The following is a 16,150-nucleotide window of genomic DNA, read 5'->3' as shown; positions in this document are numbered from 1 at the left end:
GGGCTAGGAGGAGCGATGACCGCCCCCCTCCCCACCGTGTCGCGCGAAGAACCGCTGCAGCGCGCCGATCTCGAACGCCTCATCGCGCACGGCCCGCAGCATCTCCTCGACTGCGACCTCGACGACGCCGACCTGTCGGGGCTCGACCTGTCGCACTGGCGCTTCGAGCGGTGCAGCCTGCGCCGCGCCGATCTATCGGGCGCGCGGCTCGAGGCGACGGCGTGGATCTCGTGCCGCGCCGCCTTCGCGCAGTTCACCCGCGCCGATCTCGCCGAGGCGCGCTTCGAGGCGAGCGATCTCAACAACGTGAGCCTGCGTGGTGCCACGCTGACCGCCGCCAGCTTCGAGCGCTGCAAGCTCACCGGCGCCGACCTGTCCGACGCCAAGGCGTTCGACCTGCGCCTCGACGAAGTGCTGCTGATCAACGCCAAGCTGCCCAATTTCTCCTTCCGCAAGCAGACGCTGCGCAAGATCGACTTCGGCCAGGCCGATCTGCGCAAGAGCGATTTTCGCGCGGCGGTGTTCGAGGCGTGCAGCCTGCGCGACGCAGGGGTCGCGGGATGCCGCTTCGACGGCGCCGACTTGCGCGGCTGTGATCTCGGCGGGATCGCTTTGGTCGATGCGCGCCAGTTCCGCGGCGCGACGATCTCGCGCGAGCAAGCCGGGCAGTTGCTGGGAGAATTGGGCCTCCGCGTCCTTTAGCGGCCCACCGTGTTGCGCCGCAGCACAAACCGCAGTACCTAGAGCGCACTCGCAAGGACCCGGTGCAAATCCGGGTGGCTATTCCGGCCGCCGATCCGCCGGACAACGCACATCGCACTCCAAATTTCGACGCCGCTCCAGAGAGACGGCGCAGCTGCGATTTCTGCGGACACTTTTTTTATGAATAGCACTCCCCTTTCCCGGTATCGCGCCGAATGGTTCAGCGGCATCGGTGGCGCCCGGCGCGACCTCCTCGCCGGTCTGGTCGGCACCTTTGCCTTGATCCCCGAAGTCATCGCCTTTTCGTTCGTCGCCGGGATCGACCCCGAAGTCGGCCTGTTCGCCTCGTTCGTGATCGGCATCGTCCTCGCCTTTGTCGGCGGGCGCCCAGCGATGATCTCGGGCGCCGCCGGATCGGTCGCTCTCGTCGCGGCGGCGCTGGTGCACGGCCACGGCCTGCAATTCCTGCTCTACGCGACGGTGCTCGCCGGCCTGCTCCAGATCGCGTTCGGGCTGCTCAAGCTCGATGTGCTGCTGCGCTTCGTCTCGCGCTCGGTGCGGACGGGCTTCGTCAACGCGCTCGCGATCCTGATCTTCTCGGCGCAGGTGCCGCAGATGCTCGGCGTCACCTGGCACACCTATGCGATGATCGCGGGCGGCCTGGCGATCATCTACCTCCTCCCGCGCATCACGACCGCGATCCCCTCACCGCTGATCTGCATCGTCGTGCTGACCGCGATCAGCATCGCCTTCCCTATGCCGATCCACACCGTCGCCGATCTCGGTCGGCTCCCCACATCCTTGCCCGCGTTCGCCTTGCCGAACGTCCCGCTCGACTGGGCGACGCTGCGGATCGTCGCGCCCTACGCCTTCGCGATGGCCGCGGTCGGCCTGCTCGAATCGATGATGACGGCGAGCGTCGTCGATGATCTCACCGACACCACCAGCTCCAAGGCGCGCGAGTGCAGCGGGCTCGGGCTGGCGAATGTCGCGGCCGGGCTGTTCGGCGGGATCGCGGGCTGCGGCATGATCGGCCAGACCGTCGGCAATGTCCGCTATGGCGGCCGCGGGCGGCTGTCGACACTCGCGGCGGGGGTGTTCCTGCTCGTCATCATGGTGCCGCTGCGGCCCTGGGTCGCGCAGGTGCCCGTCGCGGCGCTGGTCGCGATCATGATCATGGTGTCGATCAGCACCTTCTCGTGGAGCTCGCTCGCCGATCTGGCGCGGCATCCCAAGGTCTCGGGCGTCGTCATGCTCGCGACCGTCGTGGTGACGGTGGCGACGCACGATCTCTCCGCCGGCGTCGGCGTAGGCGTTCTGCTCAGCGGCGTATTCTTCGCCTTCAAGGTGACCAAGCTGCTCCGCGTCGAGACCACCTTCGATCCGGCGACCGATACGCGCAGCTACACCGTGTCAGGGCAGGTGTTCTTCGCCAGCGCCGAGATCTTCGCCGATCAGTTCGATCTGCGCGATACGGCGCGGACCGTCCGGATCGACCTGACGCGCGCGCATCTGTGGGACGTCACCGCGGTCGGCACGCTCGAGGACCTGGTCACCAAGATGCGGCGCCACGGGACGATCGTCGAACTGATCGGCCTCAACCAGGCAAGCGCGATCCTGGTCGACCGCCACGCGCCCCTGGTCCGCGCCGAGGCCTAAGCACAAACAAAAAGGGCGCGGGGATCGAAATCCCCGCGCCCTTTCCTGTGCCTTGCGGCGCTGGCGATCCGATTACTCGGCGGCAGCGACCGTCTTGGCCGGACGCGTGTCGCGACGCTCGGCGATACGCGCCGACTTGCCGGTGCGGCCACGCAGGTAATACAGCTTGGCACGACGCACCGCGCCCTTGCGGACGACTTCAATGCTGTCGATGTTCGGCGAATACAGCGGGAAAACGCGCTCGACGCCTTCACCGAACGAAATCTTCCGTACGGTGAAGTTCGAACCCATGCCCTTGTTCGAACGCGCGATGCACACGCCTTCGTAGTTCTGGACGCGGGTGCGCTCGCCTTCGACCACCTTCACGCCGACCTTCAGCGTATCGCCGGGGCGGAATTCGGGGATCTTCTTGTTCTCGAGAAACTTCGCGATGTTCTCGGCTTCGATCGTCTGGATGAGATTCATCTCATGCGTCCTTCTTCGTTCGTCGCGCGCCAGAGGGCGACTGGACCCGAGCACCCTCATGGCGCTCCCATAGATCCGGCCGCCTTAGCCGTGTTTCGGTCTCGGCCATGTGCTTGCGCCATGCCGAAATCCTCGCATGATCCCCCGATCGCAACACTTCGGGGATCGTGCGCCCTTCCCATTCATAAGGTCGGGTGTACTGCGGGTATTCGAGCAGCCCCGTTTCGAAGCTCTCGTCCACGCCACTGTGAGCCGCGCCCATTACGCCGGGGAGCAGCCGAATGCAAGCATCGAGCAGGACAAGCGCGCCCATCTCGCCGCCCGACAATATATAGTCGCCGATCGACACTTCCTCGATCTCGCGCGCGCCGAAGATGCGTTCGTCGAAGCCTTCGAACCGCCCGCACAGGATGGTGACGCCAGCCCCTTCGGCCAGACTGCGCACACGCGCCTGCGTAAGCGGCGCGCCGCGTGGCGTCATCGCGAGCAGCGGTCGCCCGGCGGGCACGCTGTCGATCGCTGCGGCGAGAATATCGGGGCGCAGCACCATCCCCGCCCCGCCGCCCGCCGGCGTGCCATCGACCGTGCTGTGCTTGTCGGTCGCGAAATCACGAATGTTGCGCGCGTCGAGGCTCCATTTGCCCTCACCGAGCGCGCGGCCGGCGAGCGACAGGCCAAGCGGTCCGGGGAACATCTCGGGGTAGAGCGTGAGGATAGTCGCGGCGAAGGTCATGCCAGCGTCCAATCCTCGACACAAAGATCGGGAATACCCTTAAAGTCACGGACATTCCCGGTGACAATGGTCAGCTTGCAAGCAAGAGCGTGCGCCGCGATCAGCCTGTCGTAGCTTGCCCGAACGAAGGGAAGCGCTGCATAAATCCGAGCCGATGCCTGATCGAACGGCAGTACCGGGATGCTCTCCAGAAACGCGTCGATAATGTCGAGCGGCGGCGGCTTGCCATTCATCGCGCCATGCGCGACCTCGGCATAGGCAATCGCCGACGTAACCATATCATCCTCGTCGCACATCGCCATCCGCTCCCGCAACCGAGAACTCGATGCCGAAATCGCTGCGATGATGATATTGCTGTCGAGAAGATACTTCACGCTTCAGGTTCGACCGGCGCAAGCCAATCAGGATCGTCCGACAGCAAGGTGCGATGCTCAAAAACGCGATCTTCGCTCGCGATGGGCTTCAGGTCGAGATGTTGGCCGATACCCCAGACCTTATCGATATTGAACTTACGCTTGGGGATGTTGACCGGCTCGACGATGAAGCTGCCGCGATCCTCACGCACTTTCATCTCCATGCCCTCCTTCACGCCCAACGCCTTCGGCAATCGCAGCGCGACCGAGTTGCCGGACTTGAAGGTTTTAGCAGTGTATTCGTCGCCCATCTCAAACTCCGTATATACAAGGCGTATATACATTCCGCAAACCCGTCAAGGAACGCCCTGCTCTCTCGCGCGTATCGCAGCCATGGACGATTGCATCATCATCGGCGCCGGTCCCGCCGGCCTTACCGCCGCGATCTATCTCGCGCGTTTTCATCTGAAGATCAGGCTCTTCGATTGCGGCAGCAGCCGCGCGGCGCTGATCCCGCGGACGCACAACCATGCCGGCTATCCCGGCGGGATCAAGGGCACCGAACTGCTCCGCTTGATGCGCGAACAAGCGGCCGAATTCGGCGCACTGCGCGAAGAGGCAGAAGTCACCGCGATCGTCCGCCGCGGCGACGATTTCACCGTCGAGGTCGAAGGCCGCAGCTTCCCTACGCGTTCGGTGCTGCTGGCGACGGGGGTGGTCAACCTCCGCCCGACGATGGACGACGCCGTGCACGACGCAGCGCTCGAACGCGGCCTGATCCGCTATTGCCCGATCTGCGATGGCTATGAGGCAACCGACAAGCGCGTCGGCATCGTCGGCACGGGCACGCACGGCATGAAGGAGGCGCTGTTCCTGCGCGGCTATACCCGCGACGTGACGCTGATCGCCCCCGGCGGCGCGCACGATCTCGACGACAGCTGCCGCGCCAAGCTCGACGAAGCGGGCATCGTCCACCGCGACGGGCCTTGCACGCCGATCCAGGTCGAGGGCGATCAGATCGTCGTCACCACGCCAGACGGCAAACTCAGCTTCGACAGCATCTATCCCGCGCTTGGCTCGACGATCCGGTCAAAGCTCGCGGTCGCGGCGGGCGCCAACGCAACCGACGAGGGCTGCCTCGAGGTCGACGACCACCAGAGGACCTCGATCCCCGGCCTGTTCGCGGCGGGTGATGTCGTGAAGGGGCTCGACCAGATCAGCCACGCCATGGGCGAAGCCGGCGTCGCCGCGACGACGATCCGCAATCTGCTCGACGAGCGACAGCCGCTCAGACGATAAAGCCGACTTCGACGACGAGCTTTTCGGCATCCCATTCGGGCACCGCGTCGGCGTTCATCGGGATCATGAAGCGCTTGCCCGGCTTGCCGTCCTCGGACGGCCGTTCGATTTCGATCACGTCGCCCGCGCCGAAATCGTCGATCGCGACGACATGGCCGAGCGCCTCGCCCGTGGTCGAAACCGCAGGCAAGCCCAGCAAATCGGTGTGATAATATTCGCCGTCCTCAAGCGGCGGCAGCGCCGAGCGCGGTACGGTCAACTCGGTCCCGCGCAAGGCCTCGGCCTTGTTGCGGTCGGTCACTTCGGCGATCCGCGCGATCATGCCGTTGCTGCCGTGGCGCACCGACTTCAACGACAGCGTGCCGCCGTTGAAGTCGGTATACGCGGCAAGATCCTCGGTGAAGACCTTGAGACGGACCTCCCCCGTCACGCCGTGCGCGCCGATGATGACGGCGAGCGTGACGGGGTTGTCCTTTTGCATCAGCCGTTCGCCGGGGTTTCTTCCGAGGTCGCCTCAGCAACGGCTTCGGCTTCCGGGGTCGGGGTTTCGGTCGCGGCTTCTACTTCCGAAGCGACGACAGCTTCGGTCTCGGCCTGGCTGGCAGCGGCAGCGGCTTCAGCAGCCTCGGCAGCGGCAGTGGCCTTGGCCTCTTCCGCAGCGGCAGCGGCTGCAACCTTGGCTTCTTCCTCGGCGGCGGCTGCTGCGACCTTGGCGGCCTCGGCATCGTCGAGCTTCTTCTGGCGCTCTTCGACGCGCTCGACGGCCTTCTCGCCGGGCTTGCCCTTGTTCGGGTTGTTGCGGGCAGCGCGCTCGCGCACACCCTTCACGTCGAGGAAGCGGGCGACGCGGTCGGTCGGCTGTGCGCCGACGCCGAGCCAGTAGGTCGCACGCTCGGTGTCGAGCACGATGCGCTTCTCGTCATCCTTGGCGAGCAGCGGGTTGTAGGTGCCGATCTTCTCGATGAACTGGCCATCGCGCGGTGCGCGCGCATCGGCGACGACGATGCGGTAATACGGGCGCTTCTTGGAACCGCCGCGCGAAAGACGAATGCTGACTGCCATGATAGAGTACCTTCTTGCTTTAATCTGATGATCGGGTTGAACTTATTTCTTCTTGAGCAAATTCTCGAAGCCGGGGGGAAGCTTGGTCTGGCCGCCGCCGAGGCCGGGAAGACCGCCCCCGCCGCCGCTCAGCATCTTGGCCGGGTCGATCCCGCCCATTCCGCCGAGCGCACCGCCGAGGCCACCCATGCCGCCGCCACCGCCGAACATCTTGGCCATGCCGGCAAGGCCGCCCATCTTCTTGATCTTCTTCATGGCGTTGGCCATTTCCTGATGCATCTTCAGGAGCTTGTTGACGTCCTGCACGGTCGTCCCCGAGCCCTTGGCGACGCGGATCTTGCGCTTGGCATTGAGCAGCTCGGGCTTGCGCCGCTCCTTGGCGGTCATCGAGGTGATGATCGCGTCCATCCGAACGAGCACCTTTTCGCCGCCGACCTGGTCGACCATGCCCTTGGCCTTGCCCATGCCCGGGATCATGCCCGCCAGCGCGCCGATGCCGCCCATCCGCTGCATCTGCTTGAGCTGCGCGCGCAGATCGTCGAGATCGAACTGCCCCTTGGCCATCTTGGCGGCCATCTTCTCGGCGTCTTCGACCTGGATCGCTTCGGCCGCGCGCTCGACGAGGCCGACCACGTCGCCCATGCCGAGGATGCGGCCGGCAACACGCTTGGGATCGAACGCCTCGAGCGCGTCGAGCTTTTCGCCCATGCCGGCGAACTTGATCGGCTTGCCGGTGACGGCACGCATCGACAAGGCCGCACCGCCGCGCGCATCGCCGTCCATCCGGGTCAGCACGATGCCGGTGAGCGGAACCTGCTCGGAGAAGTTCTGCGCGACGTTGACGGCGTCCTGGCCGGTCAGCGAGTCGACGACGAGCAGGATCTCGTTCGGCTTGGCGACGTCGGCGACGGCGCGCATCTCGTCCATCAGCGCCTGGTCGACGTGGAGACGACCCGCGGTGTCGAGCATCAGGACGTCATAGCCCTGCAGCTTGGCCGCCTGCACCGCGCGCCGCGCGATATCGACCGGCTGCTGGCCGGCGACGATCGGCAGCGTCGAGACTTCGGCCTGCGTGCCGAGCACCGCGAGCTGTTCCTGCGCGTTCGGGCGATTGACGTCGAGCGACGCCATCAGCACCTTCTTGCCCTGCCGCTTGGCGAGCCGCAGCGCGATTTTCGCGGTGCTGGTCGTCTTGCCCGAGCCCTGCAGGCCGACCATCATGATGATCGCCGGCGGCGTTACGCCGAGTTCGAGCTCGGCGGCCTCTGCGCCGAGCATCTCGGTCAGCGCATCGCTGACGATCTTGACGACTTGCTGCCCCGGCGTGACCGAGCGCAGGACGTTCTGGCCGACCGCAGCTTCGGTAACCTTGTCGACGAAATCGCGTGCCACCGGCAGCGCGACGTCGGCCTCGAGCAGCGCGACTCGCACTTCGCGCATCGCGCCGCGCACGTCTGCCTCGGTGAGCGCACCGCGCCCCCGCAACCGATCGAACACACCGCCAAGACGGTCGCTCAGGCTCTCGAACATCCGAAAAAACCCTTCCAAAACATCGCCGCCGCACCGTAACGCAAAGAACGCCGGCGGACGAAACCTCGTCGGCCGGCGTAGCCCCATGGGGCAGCCCTTACGCTCCAGTGCAGGAACGATCGGCGCGCCCTACGCCGTTTCGATGCGTCGCGCAACCGTCGGGCTTAACGCGATCTACACGGCTGTCATGACAAGAGACAGGTTCAGTGTGGGGTGGACAGCTTTCTATGACGGTCGAGATACGTGGCGAACCGAGCGACGCGGGCAGCTCTGCCCCGCCCAAACGCCGCGAGATCCTCAACGGCGCGATCACGGTCGCCTCGATCCTGCTGTTCGTCGGGACTGGCAGCTCGGTGCTGTCGACCACCGTCCGGCGCTATTTCTACGGCGGCGAAGGGCCCGACCAGACGCTGGTGATCGCGCTGCTGCTCAACGTCGCGCTGATCCTGTTCGGCTGGCGCCGCCACCGCGAGCTCGCGCATGAAGTGACGATCCGCACCGCCGCGGAGGAGCGCGCGCAGATGCTCGCCGCCAAGGATCCGCTCACGGGCTTCCTCAACCGCCGCAGCCTGGCCGAGGAAGGCGCCGCGATGTTCGTGCGGGCGCAGGCGCGCAACAAGGCGATGGCGCTGCTGATGCTCGATCTCGACCATTTCAAGATGGTCAACGACATGCACGGCCATGCGACCGGCGACGCGCTGCTCCAGCAGGTCGCGCTGCAGATCGCCGAGGCGATGCCGAGCGTCGCGCTCACCGCGCGCTTCGGCGGCGACGAATTCGCGTGCGCCCTCCTGTTCGATGCGGCCCACCCGGCGACCGTCGAGCGGATCGCCGAAAAGCTCGTCAGCCAACTCGCCCAGCCGTTCCGCATCGAGGGGTTGCAGCTGCACATTTCGGTCTCGGTCGGCATTTCCCGCTCGGACTTCGATTGCGCGAGCATCGACGCGCTGATGCGCTCGGCCGACATCGCGATGTACGCCGCCAAGAATTCGGGCCGCAACCGCTTCGCCTGGTTCGACCTGTCGATGGAGCGCGAGCTGCAGGCGCGCAACGAGCTCGAAGTGGGCTTGCGCAACGCGATCCCGCGCCAGGAGATCGTCCCCTATTTCGAGCAGCAGATCGATCTCACGACGGGCCGGCTGAGCGGGTTCGAAGTGCTGGCGCGCTGGGAACATGCAACGCGCGGGCTGATCGTGCCCGACACCTTCATCCCGATCGCCGAGGAAACCGGGATGATCGCCGATCTCTCGCTGTCGCTGATGCGCCAGGCGTTCCTCGCCGCGAAGGATTGGGACGCGGCGCTGTCGCTGTCGGTCAACATCTCGCCGAGCCAGCTGCGCGACGCGTGGCTCGCACAGAAGATCATCAAGGTGCTGACCGAGACGGGCTTCCCCGCCAGTCGGCTCGAGATCGAGATCACCGAGACCGCGTTGTTCGACAATCTCCCGCTCGCGCAATCGATCGTCGGCAGCCTCAAGAACCAGGGAATCCGGCTCGCGCTCGACGATTTCGGGACGGGCTATTCGTCGCTCGCGCATTTGCGCGCGCTGCCGTTCGACCGGATCAAGATCGACAAGAGCTTCATCATGTCGATGACCGAGAACACCGAAAGCGCCGCGATCGTCACCGCGATCACGCGGCTCGGCGACAGCCTCAATTTGCCGATCACCGCCGAGGGGATCGAGGATCTCGCGGTCGAGGAGCGGCTGCGCGGCCTCGGCTGCGGCAAGGGCCAGGGCTATCTCTACGGACGCCCGACGAGCATCGCCAACACGCGGCGACTGCTCGCCGAGCGGCGCTTGTTGCAGAACGCGGCGAGCGAAGCGGGCGAGCCCGACGAACGCCGCGCGGGCTGACCTCTCACTGCCCTTCTAGAAGGGAGGGGAGGAGGGAAGGAAGCGAGGGCAGCAGCATGGACTTACCGCCCCACGCCCCCTAGATCGCGACGCAATGCCCGATCCGCAGATCATCTCCCTCGGCTGTCGCCTCAACATCGCCGAAAGCGAAGCGATCCGTGCGCTTGTTGGCGGGCGGGATTTGGTCGTCGTCAACAGCTGCGCCGTCACCAACGGCGCGGTCGCCGAGACGCGCAAGGCGATCCGCCGCGCGCGGGCCGAGCGGCCTCTGGCGCAACTCGTGGTAACGGGCTGCGCCGCGCAGATCGACCCGGCGAGCTTCGCCGCAATGCCCGAGGTCGACCGCGTGCTCGGCAACGCCGAGAAACTGACGGCGCAAGCGTGGGCAGCCCCCGATCCGGTGATCGTCGGCGATATCCTCCGCGTCCGCGAAACCGCCTCGCACCTTGCGCCCGCTTTCGCCGCGCACGCGCGCGCCTTTGTCGAGGTGCAGAACGGCTGCGACCATCGCTGCACCTTCTGCGTGATCCCCTACGGCCGCGGCAACAGCCGCTCGGTTCCGGCCGGCGCGGTGATCGAGCGGATCGCGGGACTGGTCGATGCGGGCCACCGCGAGATCGTGCTAACCGGCGTCGACCTCACCAGCTACGGCCCCGATCTGCCCGGGGCGCCGAGCCTCGGGCAGCTGGTCGAGCGGATCCTCCGCCACGTTCCCGCGCTCGAGCGGCTGCGGTTGTCGTCGCTCGACGGGATCGAGATCGACGATCGCCTGTTCGCGCTGCTGACGCAGGAACCGCGCCTGATGCCGCACGTCCACCTCTCGCTCCAGGCGGGCAACGATCTGATCCTCAAGCGGATGAAGCGCCGTCATGCGCGCGCCCAAAGCGTCGCGCTGGTCGAACGCCTCAAGGCGGCGCGCGCCGACATCACGATCGGCGCCGACCTGATCGCCGGCTTCCCGACCGAGGACGACGCGATGTTCGCCGACACGCTCGCGCTGATCGACGATTGCGACGTGGTCCACGCGCACATCTTCCCCTATTCGGAGCGCGACGGCACGCCTGCCGCACGGATGCCGGCGGTGCCCGTGCCCGTCCGCAAGGCGCGCGCGGCGCTGCTGCGCGAAGCTGGCGCGCGGCGCAAGGCGGTGTGGCTGCGCGGGCTGATCGGCACGACGCAGGATGTGCTGGTCGAGCGACCGGGCGATCGCGGCCATACGCCCGGTTTCGCCGAGGTGCGCTTTGACACGCGGGCAGTCGGGGTGGTGCAGACCGTTCGCATCATCGACACCAACGGCAGCACGCTTCGCGCCATTCCCCTCCCCGCTTCCCCGGCGCAGGCCGGGGCTCAGTCGTGGAACGGCCGTGGGGAAGTCCAGCCCTCACCACCATCCGCCATTTCTCCTGGGCCCCGGCCTTCGCCGGGGAAGGAAAATCCGTTGCAGTTGCAAGAGATCATCGCATGACCCCCACTTGGCACGACAAACTCCTCGGCGGGTTCAAGCGCACCTCCGACCGGCTGCTCGGCAATCTTGCCGGGCTCGGCACGGGCCCGCTCGACCGCGCGACGCTTGACGAGATCGAGGAAGCGCTGATCGCCTCCGATCTCGGCCCGCAGACCGCCGCGCGCATCCGCCACCGCCTGTCGACCGGCGTGTTCGAACGCGACATGGAGGATCTCGGCATCCGCCTCGTCGTCGCCGAGGAGATCGAGAAGGTGCTCGATACGGTCGCCAAGCCGCTCGAGATCACCGGCTTCCCGCGCCCGCACGTCATCCTCGTGATCGGCGTCAACGGCTCGGGCAAGACGACGACGATCGCCAAGCTCGCGCATCTGCTCAAGGAACAGGATTACGGCGTGATGCTCGCCGCCGGCGACACCTTCCGCGCCGCCGCGATCGGCCAGCTCGCCACCTGGGCCGAGCGCGCCGGCGTGCCGATCATCTCGGGCAAGGAAGGCGGCGACGCGGCGGGGATCGTCTACGAGGCGGTCAAGCAGGCGACGGCGACGGGCATCGACGTGCTGATCGTCGACACCGCCGGGCGCCTGCAGAACAAGCGCGAGCTGATGGACGAACTCTCGAAGATCCGCCGCGTGCTCGGCCGCCTCAACGTCGATTCCCCCCACGACGTGCTGCTCGTGCTCGACGCGACCACCGGCCAGAACGCACTCAGCCAGATCGAGGTGTTCAAGAAGGATGCCGGCGTCACCGGGCTCGTCATGACCAAGCTCGACGGCACCGCACGCGGCGGCGTGCTCGTCGCGGCGGCCGAGCAATACGGCCTGCCGATCCACGCGATCGGCGTCGGCGAAGGCATGGGCGATCTGCGCCCGTTCGACGCGAACGAGGTTGCGCGGATCATCGCCGGCGTGGAAGGGGTCCGCAAATGACCCCTACCTCCCCCAAGAAGCCGCTCGGCGCCGGGCAGCGCCTGGCGATCGACATCGGCCCGATCGCGATCTTCTTCCTCGTCAATTTCCTGACGCCCGGGATCGACATGGTCAAACTGATCGCGGGGACGACCGCGTTCATGATCGCGAGCATCGCGGCGATGATCTATTCGCTCGTCCGCTCGGGCCGGATCTCGCCGATGTTGTGGCTGACGGGCACGCTGGTGCTCGTGTTCGGTGGGCTGACGCTCTATTTCCACAATAAGGAATTCATCCAGATCAAGCCGACGGTCATCTACGCGATGCTCTCGGCAATCCTGGTCTTCGGCCTGGTGACCGGACGGCCGCTGCTCAGCCTGTTCCTCGAAGCTGCCTATCCCGGCTTGAACGAGACCGGCTGGCGCAAGCTGACGATCAACTGGGCGGTGTTCTTCGCCTTCCTCGCGGTCATCAATGAAATCGTCCGCCACGAATTCAGCTACGCCTTCTGGCTCGGCTTCAAGCTGTGGGGCGTGATCCCGCTGACCTTGATCTTCGCCTTCGCCAATGTCCCGATGCTGATGAAGCACGGCTTCAACACGCAGGACGACCCGCCCGTCCCGCCAGTGGAGTGAAGCCGTTTAGCCCTCTCCCATCCTTCATGGGAGAGGGTTGGGTGAGGGTCTTCTTCTCGTCGGCGCATGTCCAGCAGAAGGCCCTCACCGACTGCGACTAGGTCCGCCTGAAGGAGGCGGACCAAGTCTCCGTAGCCTCTCCCGCGCGCGGGAGAGGAAAAACAATCCCTCAGGCATCTCAGGAAATCGCGGGGGAGAGCGCATTCGCTCGATCCCCCGCACGATCGTGTCGCCGTTGCCGGTTTTGACCGGCGGCCCCTCATCCGTCTTTTGTGTTCTGATCCGGCGCTACGACAGCGCTTTAGCTATACCAGCCGCACAAACAAAAAAAAGGCCGGTCTTTCGACCGGCCGTGAAAGTTTTAGGAGAGGATGCCTGAAAGGCACACTCTTTGTGCACTGCAGCAGGATCCTTAGCAACTGCAATGTACGCGCTACCACCTGCACCGCGTGCAACTGCAATCGTTTGAACCGCCGCTGTGGCTCAGGCCGCGTCGAACCGCTTGCCGGCTTCGTCCCAGTTCACCACGTCCCACCACGCCTTCAGATAGCCCGGACGGTCGTTCATGTAGGTGAGGTAATAGGCATGCTCCCACACGTCGTTGGCGAGGATCGGCGTGCCCTTGTCCTTGGCGTCGTCCATCAGCGGGTTGTCCTGATTCGGCGTCGAGACGACCTTCAGCGCGCCGCTCTCGTCCTTGATCACCCACGCCCAGCCCGAACCGAACTGGCCCGCACCCTTGGTGTTGAAATCTTCCTTGAGCTTGTCGAGGCCGCCATAAGCGGTGATCGCCTCGGCGAGCGCGCCCGAAGGCTGCGTCGAACCTGCCGGGCCCATGATCTTCCAGAAGAAGTCGTGGTTCCAGAAACCACCGCCATTGTTGCGCACGAGCGGCGGCAGCGTCGAGATCATGCCGAGGATTTCCTCGATCGTCTTGCCCTCGAGCTTCGGGTCGGCGGCGACGCCTTCGTTGAGCTTGTTGGTATAGGCCGCGTGATGCTTGTCATGATGGAAGGTCATCGTCTCTTTCGAGATCGTCGGCTCCAGCGCGTCATAGGCATAAGGCAGCGGGGGAAGTTCGAAAGCCATGGGTCTTCTCCTGTAAAGCTCGATACGCAAACGTCAGGCCCGGCAAATGGGTCCCGCCCGCTCGTTACGCAACCGATTCTGTCGCCGCGCCCGAAATCAGCCCGTGGCGCTTCAGCGCGTGGCGCAGCTGGTCGTAACTGAGGCCGAGCGCCTCGGCAGTCGCGCGCTGGTTGAAGCGGTTCTCGGCCATCGCCGTCTGCAGCATCTCGCACTCGAAGCGCGCGAGCCGCGCCTTGTAATCCATCGGTTCCGCGGCTGCCGCGGACGGCGGGGCTGCGACGGGCGGTGCCGTTGGTGCGACTGCGCTGGGCTCGGCAAGCGACACCATCGTCGCCGGCCGGTGCGGCGAGTGGAACGGGTCGAACTGGATCGCGTCGATCGGCCCGTCCAGATCCCATCGATACACCGCACGCTCGACGACGTTGCGCAGCTCGCGCACGTTGCCCGGCCATTGGTACGCGACCAGCGCCGCTTCGGCCGGTTTGGTGAAGCCCGGCCAATGGTCACGCCCGAGCTCGGACGCCATCCGCCGGCCGAAATGCTCGGCCAGCACCAGAATGTCGTCCACGCGCGCGCGCATCGGCGGCAACGTCACCACCTCGAAGCTCAAGCGGTCGAGCAGATCGGCGCGGAACTGGTGCCGCGCGACCTTGTCGGGCAAATGCTCGTTGGTCGCCGCCACGATGCGGACGTCGACGCGCATCGGCCGCGACGCTCCGATCCGCGTCACCTCGCCATATTCGACCGCGCGCAGCAGCCGGTCCTGCGCCGCCATCGACAGCGTGCCGAGCTCGTCGAGGAACAGCGTGCCGCGATGCGCCTCCTCGAAGCGCCCTGCCCGCGCCTTGGTCGCGCCGGTGAAGGCGCCCGCCTCGTGCCCGAACAGCTCGGCCTCGATCAGCGTCTCGGGCAGCGCCGCGCAATTCATGATGACGAGCGGCTGGTCCCAGCGCGGGCTCAGGCGATGCAGGCGCTCGGCGACGAGTTCCTTGCCCGTCCCACGCTCGCCGATCACGAGCACCGGCCGGTCGAGCGCCGCCGCGCGGCTGGCGAGTTCGAGCGCGTCGAGAAACGCGCCCGATTGTCCGATCACTTGGGTCGTTCGCTCCATTCCCAACGCTTGGCGTAAAATCCCAAGCCTTGGCAAGTGTGTTTTTTAACTACCACACCCAAACCCACGCAAATCCGCCATTTCGAAAACTGGCACGCTCCCTGCAAAGCTGTTGGCATCGCCCCACGGGGCTCCGCACTTCCGCCAAGGAGATACGAAATGAACAGCGAATATAAGTCGGGCAACTCGGTCGCCCAGATCTTCGTCGCCCTCGTCGCCACCGTCCTGATAGGGTCGGTCGCCATCGTCGGCACCGTCGGCCCGGCCACTGCCGCCCCTGCCGCGATCCACACGATCGCCTGAGTTTTCTCGCCAGTATCTGCGTACCCTCGAAGGAGTAACATCATGGGCATCTTCAGCCGAACCCGCGACATCATCGCCGCCAACTTCACCGACCTGCTCGACAAGGCCGAAGACCCCGCCAAGATGATCCGCATGATCATCCTCGAGATGGAGGAAACGCTGGTCGAAGTCCGCGCCTCTGCCGCGCGCACCATCGCCGACCAGAAGGAAATGCGCCGCCACATCAGCAAGCTCGGATCTTTGCAGGAAAGCTGGACCGAAAAGGCCGAGCTCGCGCTGTCGAAGGGCCGCGAGGACCTCGCCAAGGCTGCGCTCGTCGAGAAGCAGAAGGCCGCCGACATGGCCGGCCAGCTCAGCGGCGAGATCAGCGTCCTCGACGAGGCGCTGCGCAGCTCGGAAGAGGACATCGCCAAGCTCACCGGCAAGCTGCGCGAGGCGCGCACCCGCCAGAACTCGATCGCGACGCGGCTCGAAAGCGCGCAGAACCGCTTCAAGCTGCGCGATCTCTATGCCGGCCCCAAGATGCAGGACGCCTTCAGCCGCTTCGAGATCATGGAGCGCCGCGTCGACATGGCCGAGGGCCGCGCCGAGGTCGCCGGCTTCGGCGCCCCGCCCAAGACGCTCGACGAGGAAATCGCCGAGCTCAAATCGGCCGAGAAGGTCGAGGCCGAACTCGCCGCGATGAAGGCCCGCGTCGGAAAGGACGGCTGAGGTGGAGGACGTCCTCGTCCCCATCGCCGTCTGCGGCACGCTCTTCATCGGGATGCCCTGGGTGATCCTGCATTACATCACCAAGTGGCGGCAGGCGCCCAAGATCACCAACGAAGACGAGAAGCTGCTCGACGAGCTCTACTCGCTCGCCCGCCGGCTCGAGGAGCGCCTCGGCACGGTCGAGCGGATCATCGCCGTCGATCACCCCGAATGGCGCGCGAGCATGCCGCTCGCCGAGCCCACCCCATATGATCCAGCACGGAGGAACTGAA

The 16,150-nt window shown here is 66.0% G+C and carries 18 protein-coding genes, 1 pseudogene and 1 other annotated feature; of the genes and pseudogenes, 10 read left to right on the top strand and 9 right to left on the bottom strand.

The genetic code is table 11. The features are described 5' to 3' along the window. The first annotated feature begins 15 nt into the window (after window positions 1–15). Window positions 16–702, top strand: coding sequence for a pentapeptide repeat-containing protein (locus E2E30_RS04020; protein WP_133187479.1), 687 nt, complete (start codon window positions 16–18; stop codon window positions 700–702). Between the two features lie 52 nt (window positions 703–754). Beyond that, window positions 755–810 (top strand) — a sequence feature (sul1 is cis-regulatory element that is thought to sense ions involved in sulfur or methionine metabolism; They are found in Alphaproteobacteria). A 72-nt stretch (window positions 811–882) separates the two neighbouring features. After that, window positions 883–2,361 (top strand): SulP family inorganic anion transporter, encoded by a 1,479-nt coding sequence (locus E2E30_RS04015; protein ID WP_133187477.1) that lies wholly within the window; start codon window positions 883–885, stop codon window positions 2,359–2,361. Between the two features lie 72 nt (window positions 2,362–2,433). Here the strand turns inward: E2E30_RS04015 and rplS are convergent, their stop codons facing one another. From rplS to E2E30_RS03995, 4 genes are read right to left on the bottom strand one after another with little or no spacing between them, the layout of a single operon-like run. Then, window positions 2,434–2,826 (bottom strand): 50S ribosomal protein L19, encoded by a 393-nt coding sequence (gene rplS / locus E2E30_RS04010; protein WP_010186138.1) that lies wholly within the window; start codon window positions 2,824–2,826, stop codon window positions 2,434–2,436. A 1-nt stretch (window position 2,827) separates the two neighbouring features. Next, on the bottom strand, window positions 2,828–3,559 hold the full coding sequence (trmD, locus tag E2E30_RS04005; protein ID WP_133187475.1) for a tRNA (guanosine(37)-N1)-methyltransferase TrmD: 732 nt from the start codon (window positions 3,557–3,559) through the stop codon (window positions 2,828–2,830). Beyond that, the gene (locus E2E30_RS04000) at window positions 3,556–3,933 is read right to left on the bottom strand and encodes a type II toxin-antitoxin system VapC family toxin (RefSeq protein ID WP_133187473.1); all 378 of its coding nucleotides are present in this window, start codon (window positions 3,931–3,933) and stop codon (window positions 3,556–3,558) included. The genes trmD and E2E30_RS04000 overlap by 4 nt, the downstream gene beginning before the upstream one ends. Next, a complete protein-coding gene (locus E2E30_RS03995) occupies window positions 3,930–4,223 on the bottom strand; it encodes an AbrB/MazE/SpoVT family DNA-binding domain-containing protein (protein WP_206365635.1) in 294 nt (97 codons plus the stop codon). The genes E2E30_RS04000 and E2E30_RS03995 overlap by 4 nt, the downstream gene beginning before the upstream one ends. A gap of 82 nt (window positions 4,224–4,305) precedes the next feature. On the opposite strand from E2E30_RS03995, the gene E2E30_RS03990 reads away from it, so the two are divergent. Then, complete coding sequence (locus E2E30_RS03990) at window positions 4,306–5,211, top strand: NAD(P)/FAD-dependent oxidoreductase (RefSeq protein ID WP_133187469.1); 906 nt, start codon at window positions 4,306–4,308, stop codon at window positions 5,209–5,211. Here the strand turns inward: E2E30_RS03990 and rimM are convergent. The 3 genes and pseudogenes from rimM to ffh all read right to left on the bottom strand — a co-directional run bounded on the left by rimM (window position 5,201) and on the right by ffh (window position 7,803). Continuing rightward, entirely contained in the window at window positions 5,201–5,692 is a 492-nt protein-coding gene (gene rimM / locus E2E30_RS03985; protein ID WP_133187467.1) for a ribosome maturation factor RimM, read from the bottom strand. The genes E2E30_RS03990 and rimM overlap by 11 nt on opposite strands. Before the next feature lie 140 nt (window positions 5,693–5,832). Continuing rightward, a pseudogene (gene rpsP / locus E2E30_RS03980) lies at window positions 5,833–6,273 on the bottom strand (30S ribosomal protein S16); the annotation flags it as partial. Window positions 6,274–6,315: 42 nt separating this feature from the next. After that, entirely contained in the window at window positions 6,316–7,803 is a 1,488-nt protein-coding gene (gene ffh / locus E2E30_RS03975) for a signal recognition particle protein (protein WP_133187463.1), read from the bottom strand. A 227-nt stretch (window positions 7,804–8,030) separates the two neighbouring features. Here ffh and E2E30_RS03970 point away from each other — a divergent pair, with 227 nt between their 5' ends. From E2E30_RS03970 to E2E30_RS03955, 4 genes are all read left to right on the top strand, one after another. Further along, complete coding sequence (locus E2E30_RS03970) at window positions 8,031–9,659, top strand: putative bifunctional diguanylate cyclase/phosphodiesterase (RefSeq protein ID WP_133187461.1); 1,629 nt, start codon at window positions 8,031–8,033, stop codon at window positions 9,657–9,659. 94 nt (window positions 9,660–9,753) lie between these two features. Then, a complete protein-coding gene (gene mtaB / locus E2E30_RS03965) occupies window positions 9,754–11,124 on the top strand; it encodes a tRNA (N(6)-L-threonylcarbamoyladenosine(37)-C(2))-methylthiotransferase MtaB (protein ID WP_133187459.1) in 1,371 nt (456 codons plus the stop codon). Continuing rightward, a complete protein-coding gene (gene ftsY, locus E2E30_RS03960; RefSeq protein WP_133187457.1) occupies window positions 11,121–12,050 on the top strand; it encodes a signal recognition particle-docking protein FtsY in 930 nt (309 codons plus the stop codon). The genes mtaB and ftsY overlap by 4 nt, the downstream gene beginning before the upstream one ends. Next, window positions 12,047–12,664, top strand: coding sequence for an inner membrane-spanning protein YciB (locus tag E2E30_RS03955; RefSeq protein WP_133187455.1), 618 nt, complete (start codon window positions 12,047–12,049; stop codon window positions 12,662–12,664). The genes ftsY and E2E30_RS03955 overlap by 4 nt, the downstream gene beginning before the upstream one ends. Before the next feature lie 483 nt (window positions 12,665–13,147). Here the strand turns inward: E2E30_RS03955 and E2E30_RS03950 are convergent, their stop codons facing one another. Both E2E30_RS03950 and pspF read right to left on the bottom strand, forming a co-directional pair. Further along, a complete protein-coding gene (locus E2E30_RS03950; protein ID WP_133187453.1) occupies window positions 13,148–13,753 on the bottom strand; it encodes a superoxide dismutase in 606 nt (201 codons plus the stop codon). A 64-nt stretch (window positions 13,754–13,817) separates the two neighbouring features. Then, the gene (gene pspF / locus E2E30_RS03945) at window positions 13,818–14,864 is read right to left on the bottom strand and encodes a phage shock protein operon transcriptional activator (protein WP_133187451.1); all 1,047 of its coding nucleotides are present in this window, start codon (window positions 14,862–14,864) and stop codon (window positions 13,818–13,820) included. A 159-nt stretch (window positions 14,865–15,023) separates the two neighbouring features. Between pspF and E2E30_RS20700 the strand changes: the two genes are divergently transcribed. Genes E2E30_RS20700 through pspB form a run of 3 tightly spaced genes read left to right on the top strand, consistent with a single transcriptional unit; the run spans window position 15,024 to window position 16,149 of the window. Then, window positions 15,024–15,167, top strand: a complete 144-nt coding sequence (locus E2E30_RS20700) for a hypothetical protein (RefSeq protein WP_165954450.1) — start codon at window positions 15,024–15,026, stop codon at window positions 15,165–15,167. A gap of 42 nt (window positions 15,168–15,209) precedes the next feature. Next, entirely contained in the window at window positions 15,210–15,878 is a 669-nt protein-coding gene (gene pspA, locus E2E30_RS03940; protein ID WP_206365634.1) for a phage shock protein PspA, read from the top strand. 1 nt (window position 15,879) lies between these two features. Beyond that, window positions 15,880–16,149: an envelope stress response membrane protein PspB gene (gene pspB, locus E2E30_RS03935; RefSeq protein ID WP_133187447.1), complete on the top strand. Its 270-nt coding sequence runs from the start codon at window positions 15,880–15,882 to the stop codon at window positions 16,147–16,149. Window position 16,150: the final 1 nt, after the last annotated feature.

The organism is Sphingomonas sp. AAP5, assembly GCF_004354345.1.
Taxonomy (GTDB): domain Bacteria; phylum Pseudomonadota; class Alphaproteobacteria; order Sphingomonadales; family Sphingomonadaceae; genus Sphingomonas; species Sphingomonas glacialis.
The sequence above is the reverse complement of the archived record's forward strand: the minus strand, read 5'-3'. Positions and strand labels throughout refer to the sequence as shown.

What these genes read in the sequence shown, in the direction of transcription:
- E2E30_RS04020 (WP_133187479.1), top strand. Translation starts at nt 16, where the DNA reads ATGACCGCCCCCCTCCCCACCGTGTCGCGCGAAGAACCGCTGCAGCGC.
- E2E30_RS04015 (WP_133187477.1), top strand. Translation starts at nt 883, where the DNA reads ATGAATAGCACTCCCCTTTCCCGGTATCGCGCCGAATGGTTCAGCGGC.
- rplS (WP_010186138.1), bottom strand. Translation starts at nt 2,826, where the DNA reads ATGAATCTCATCCAGACGATCGAAGCCGAGAACATCGCGAAGTTTCTC.
- trmD (WP_133187475.1), bottom strand. Translation starts at nt 3,559, where the DNA reads ATGACCTTCGCCGCGACTATCCTCACGCTCTACCCCGAGATGTTCCCC.
- E2E30_RS03995 (WP_206365635.1), bottom strand. Translation starts at nt 4,223, where the DNA reads ATGGGCGACGAATACACTGCTAAAACCTTCAAGTCCGGCAACTCGGTC.
- E2E30_RS03990 (WP_133187469.1), top strand. Translation starts at nt 4,306, where the DNA reads ATGGACGATTGCATCATCATCGGCGCCGGTCCCGCCGGCCTTACCGCC.
- rimM (WP_133187467.1), bottom strand. Translation starts at nt 5,692, where the DNA reads ATGCAAAAGGACAACCCCGTCACGCTCGCCGTCATCATCGGCGCGCAC.
- ffh (WP_133187463.1), bottom strand. Translation starts at nt 7,803, where the DNA reads ATGTTCGAGAGCCTGAGCGACCGTCTTGGCGGTGTGTTCGATCGGTTG.
- E2E30_RS03970 (WP_133187461.1), top strand. Translation starts at nt 8,031, where the DNA reads ATGACGGTCGAGATACGTGGCGAACCGAGCGACGCGGGCAGCTCTGCC.
- mtaB (WP_133187459.1), top strand. Translation starts at nt 9,754, where the DNA reads ATGCCCGATCCGCAGATCATCTCCCTCGGCTGTCGCCTCAACATCGCC.
- ftsY (WP_133187457.1), top strand. Translation starts at nt 11,121, where the DNA reads ATGACCCCCACTTGGCACGACAAACTCCTCGGCGGGTTCAAGCGCACC.
- E2E30_RS03955 (WP_133187455.1), top strand. Translation starts at nt 12,047, where the DNA reads ATGACCCCTACCTCCCCCAAGAAGCCGCTCGGCGCCGGGCAGCGCCTG.
- E2E30_RS03950 (WP_133187453.1), bottom strand. Translation starts at nt 13,753, where the DNA reads ATGGCTTTCGAACTTCCCCCGCTGCCTTATGCCTATGACGCGCTGGAG.
- pspF (WP_133187451.1), bottom strand. Translation starts at nt 14,864, where the DNA reads ATGGAGCGAACGACCCAAGTGATCGGACAATCGGGCGCGTTTCTCGAC.
- E2E30_RS20700 (WP_165954450.1), top strand. Translation starts at nt 15,024, where the DNA reads ATGAACAGCGAATATAAGTCGGGCAACTCGGTCGCCCAGATCTTCGTC.
- pspA (WP_206365634.1), top strand. Translation starts at nt 15,210, where the DNA reads ATGGGCATCTTCAGCCGAACCCGCGACATCATCGCCGCCAACTTCACC.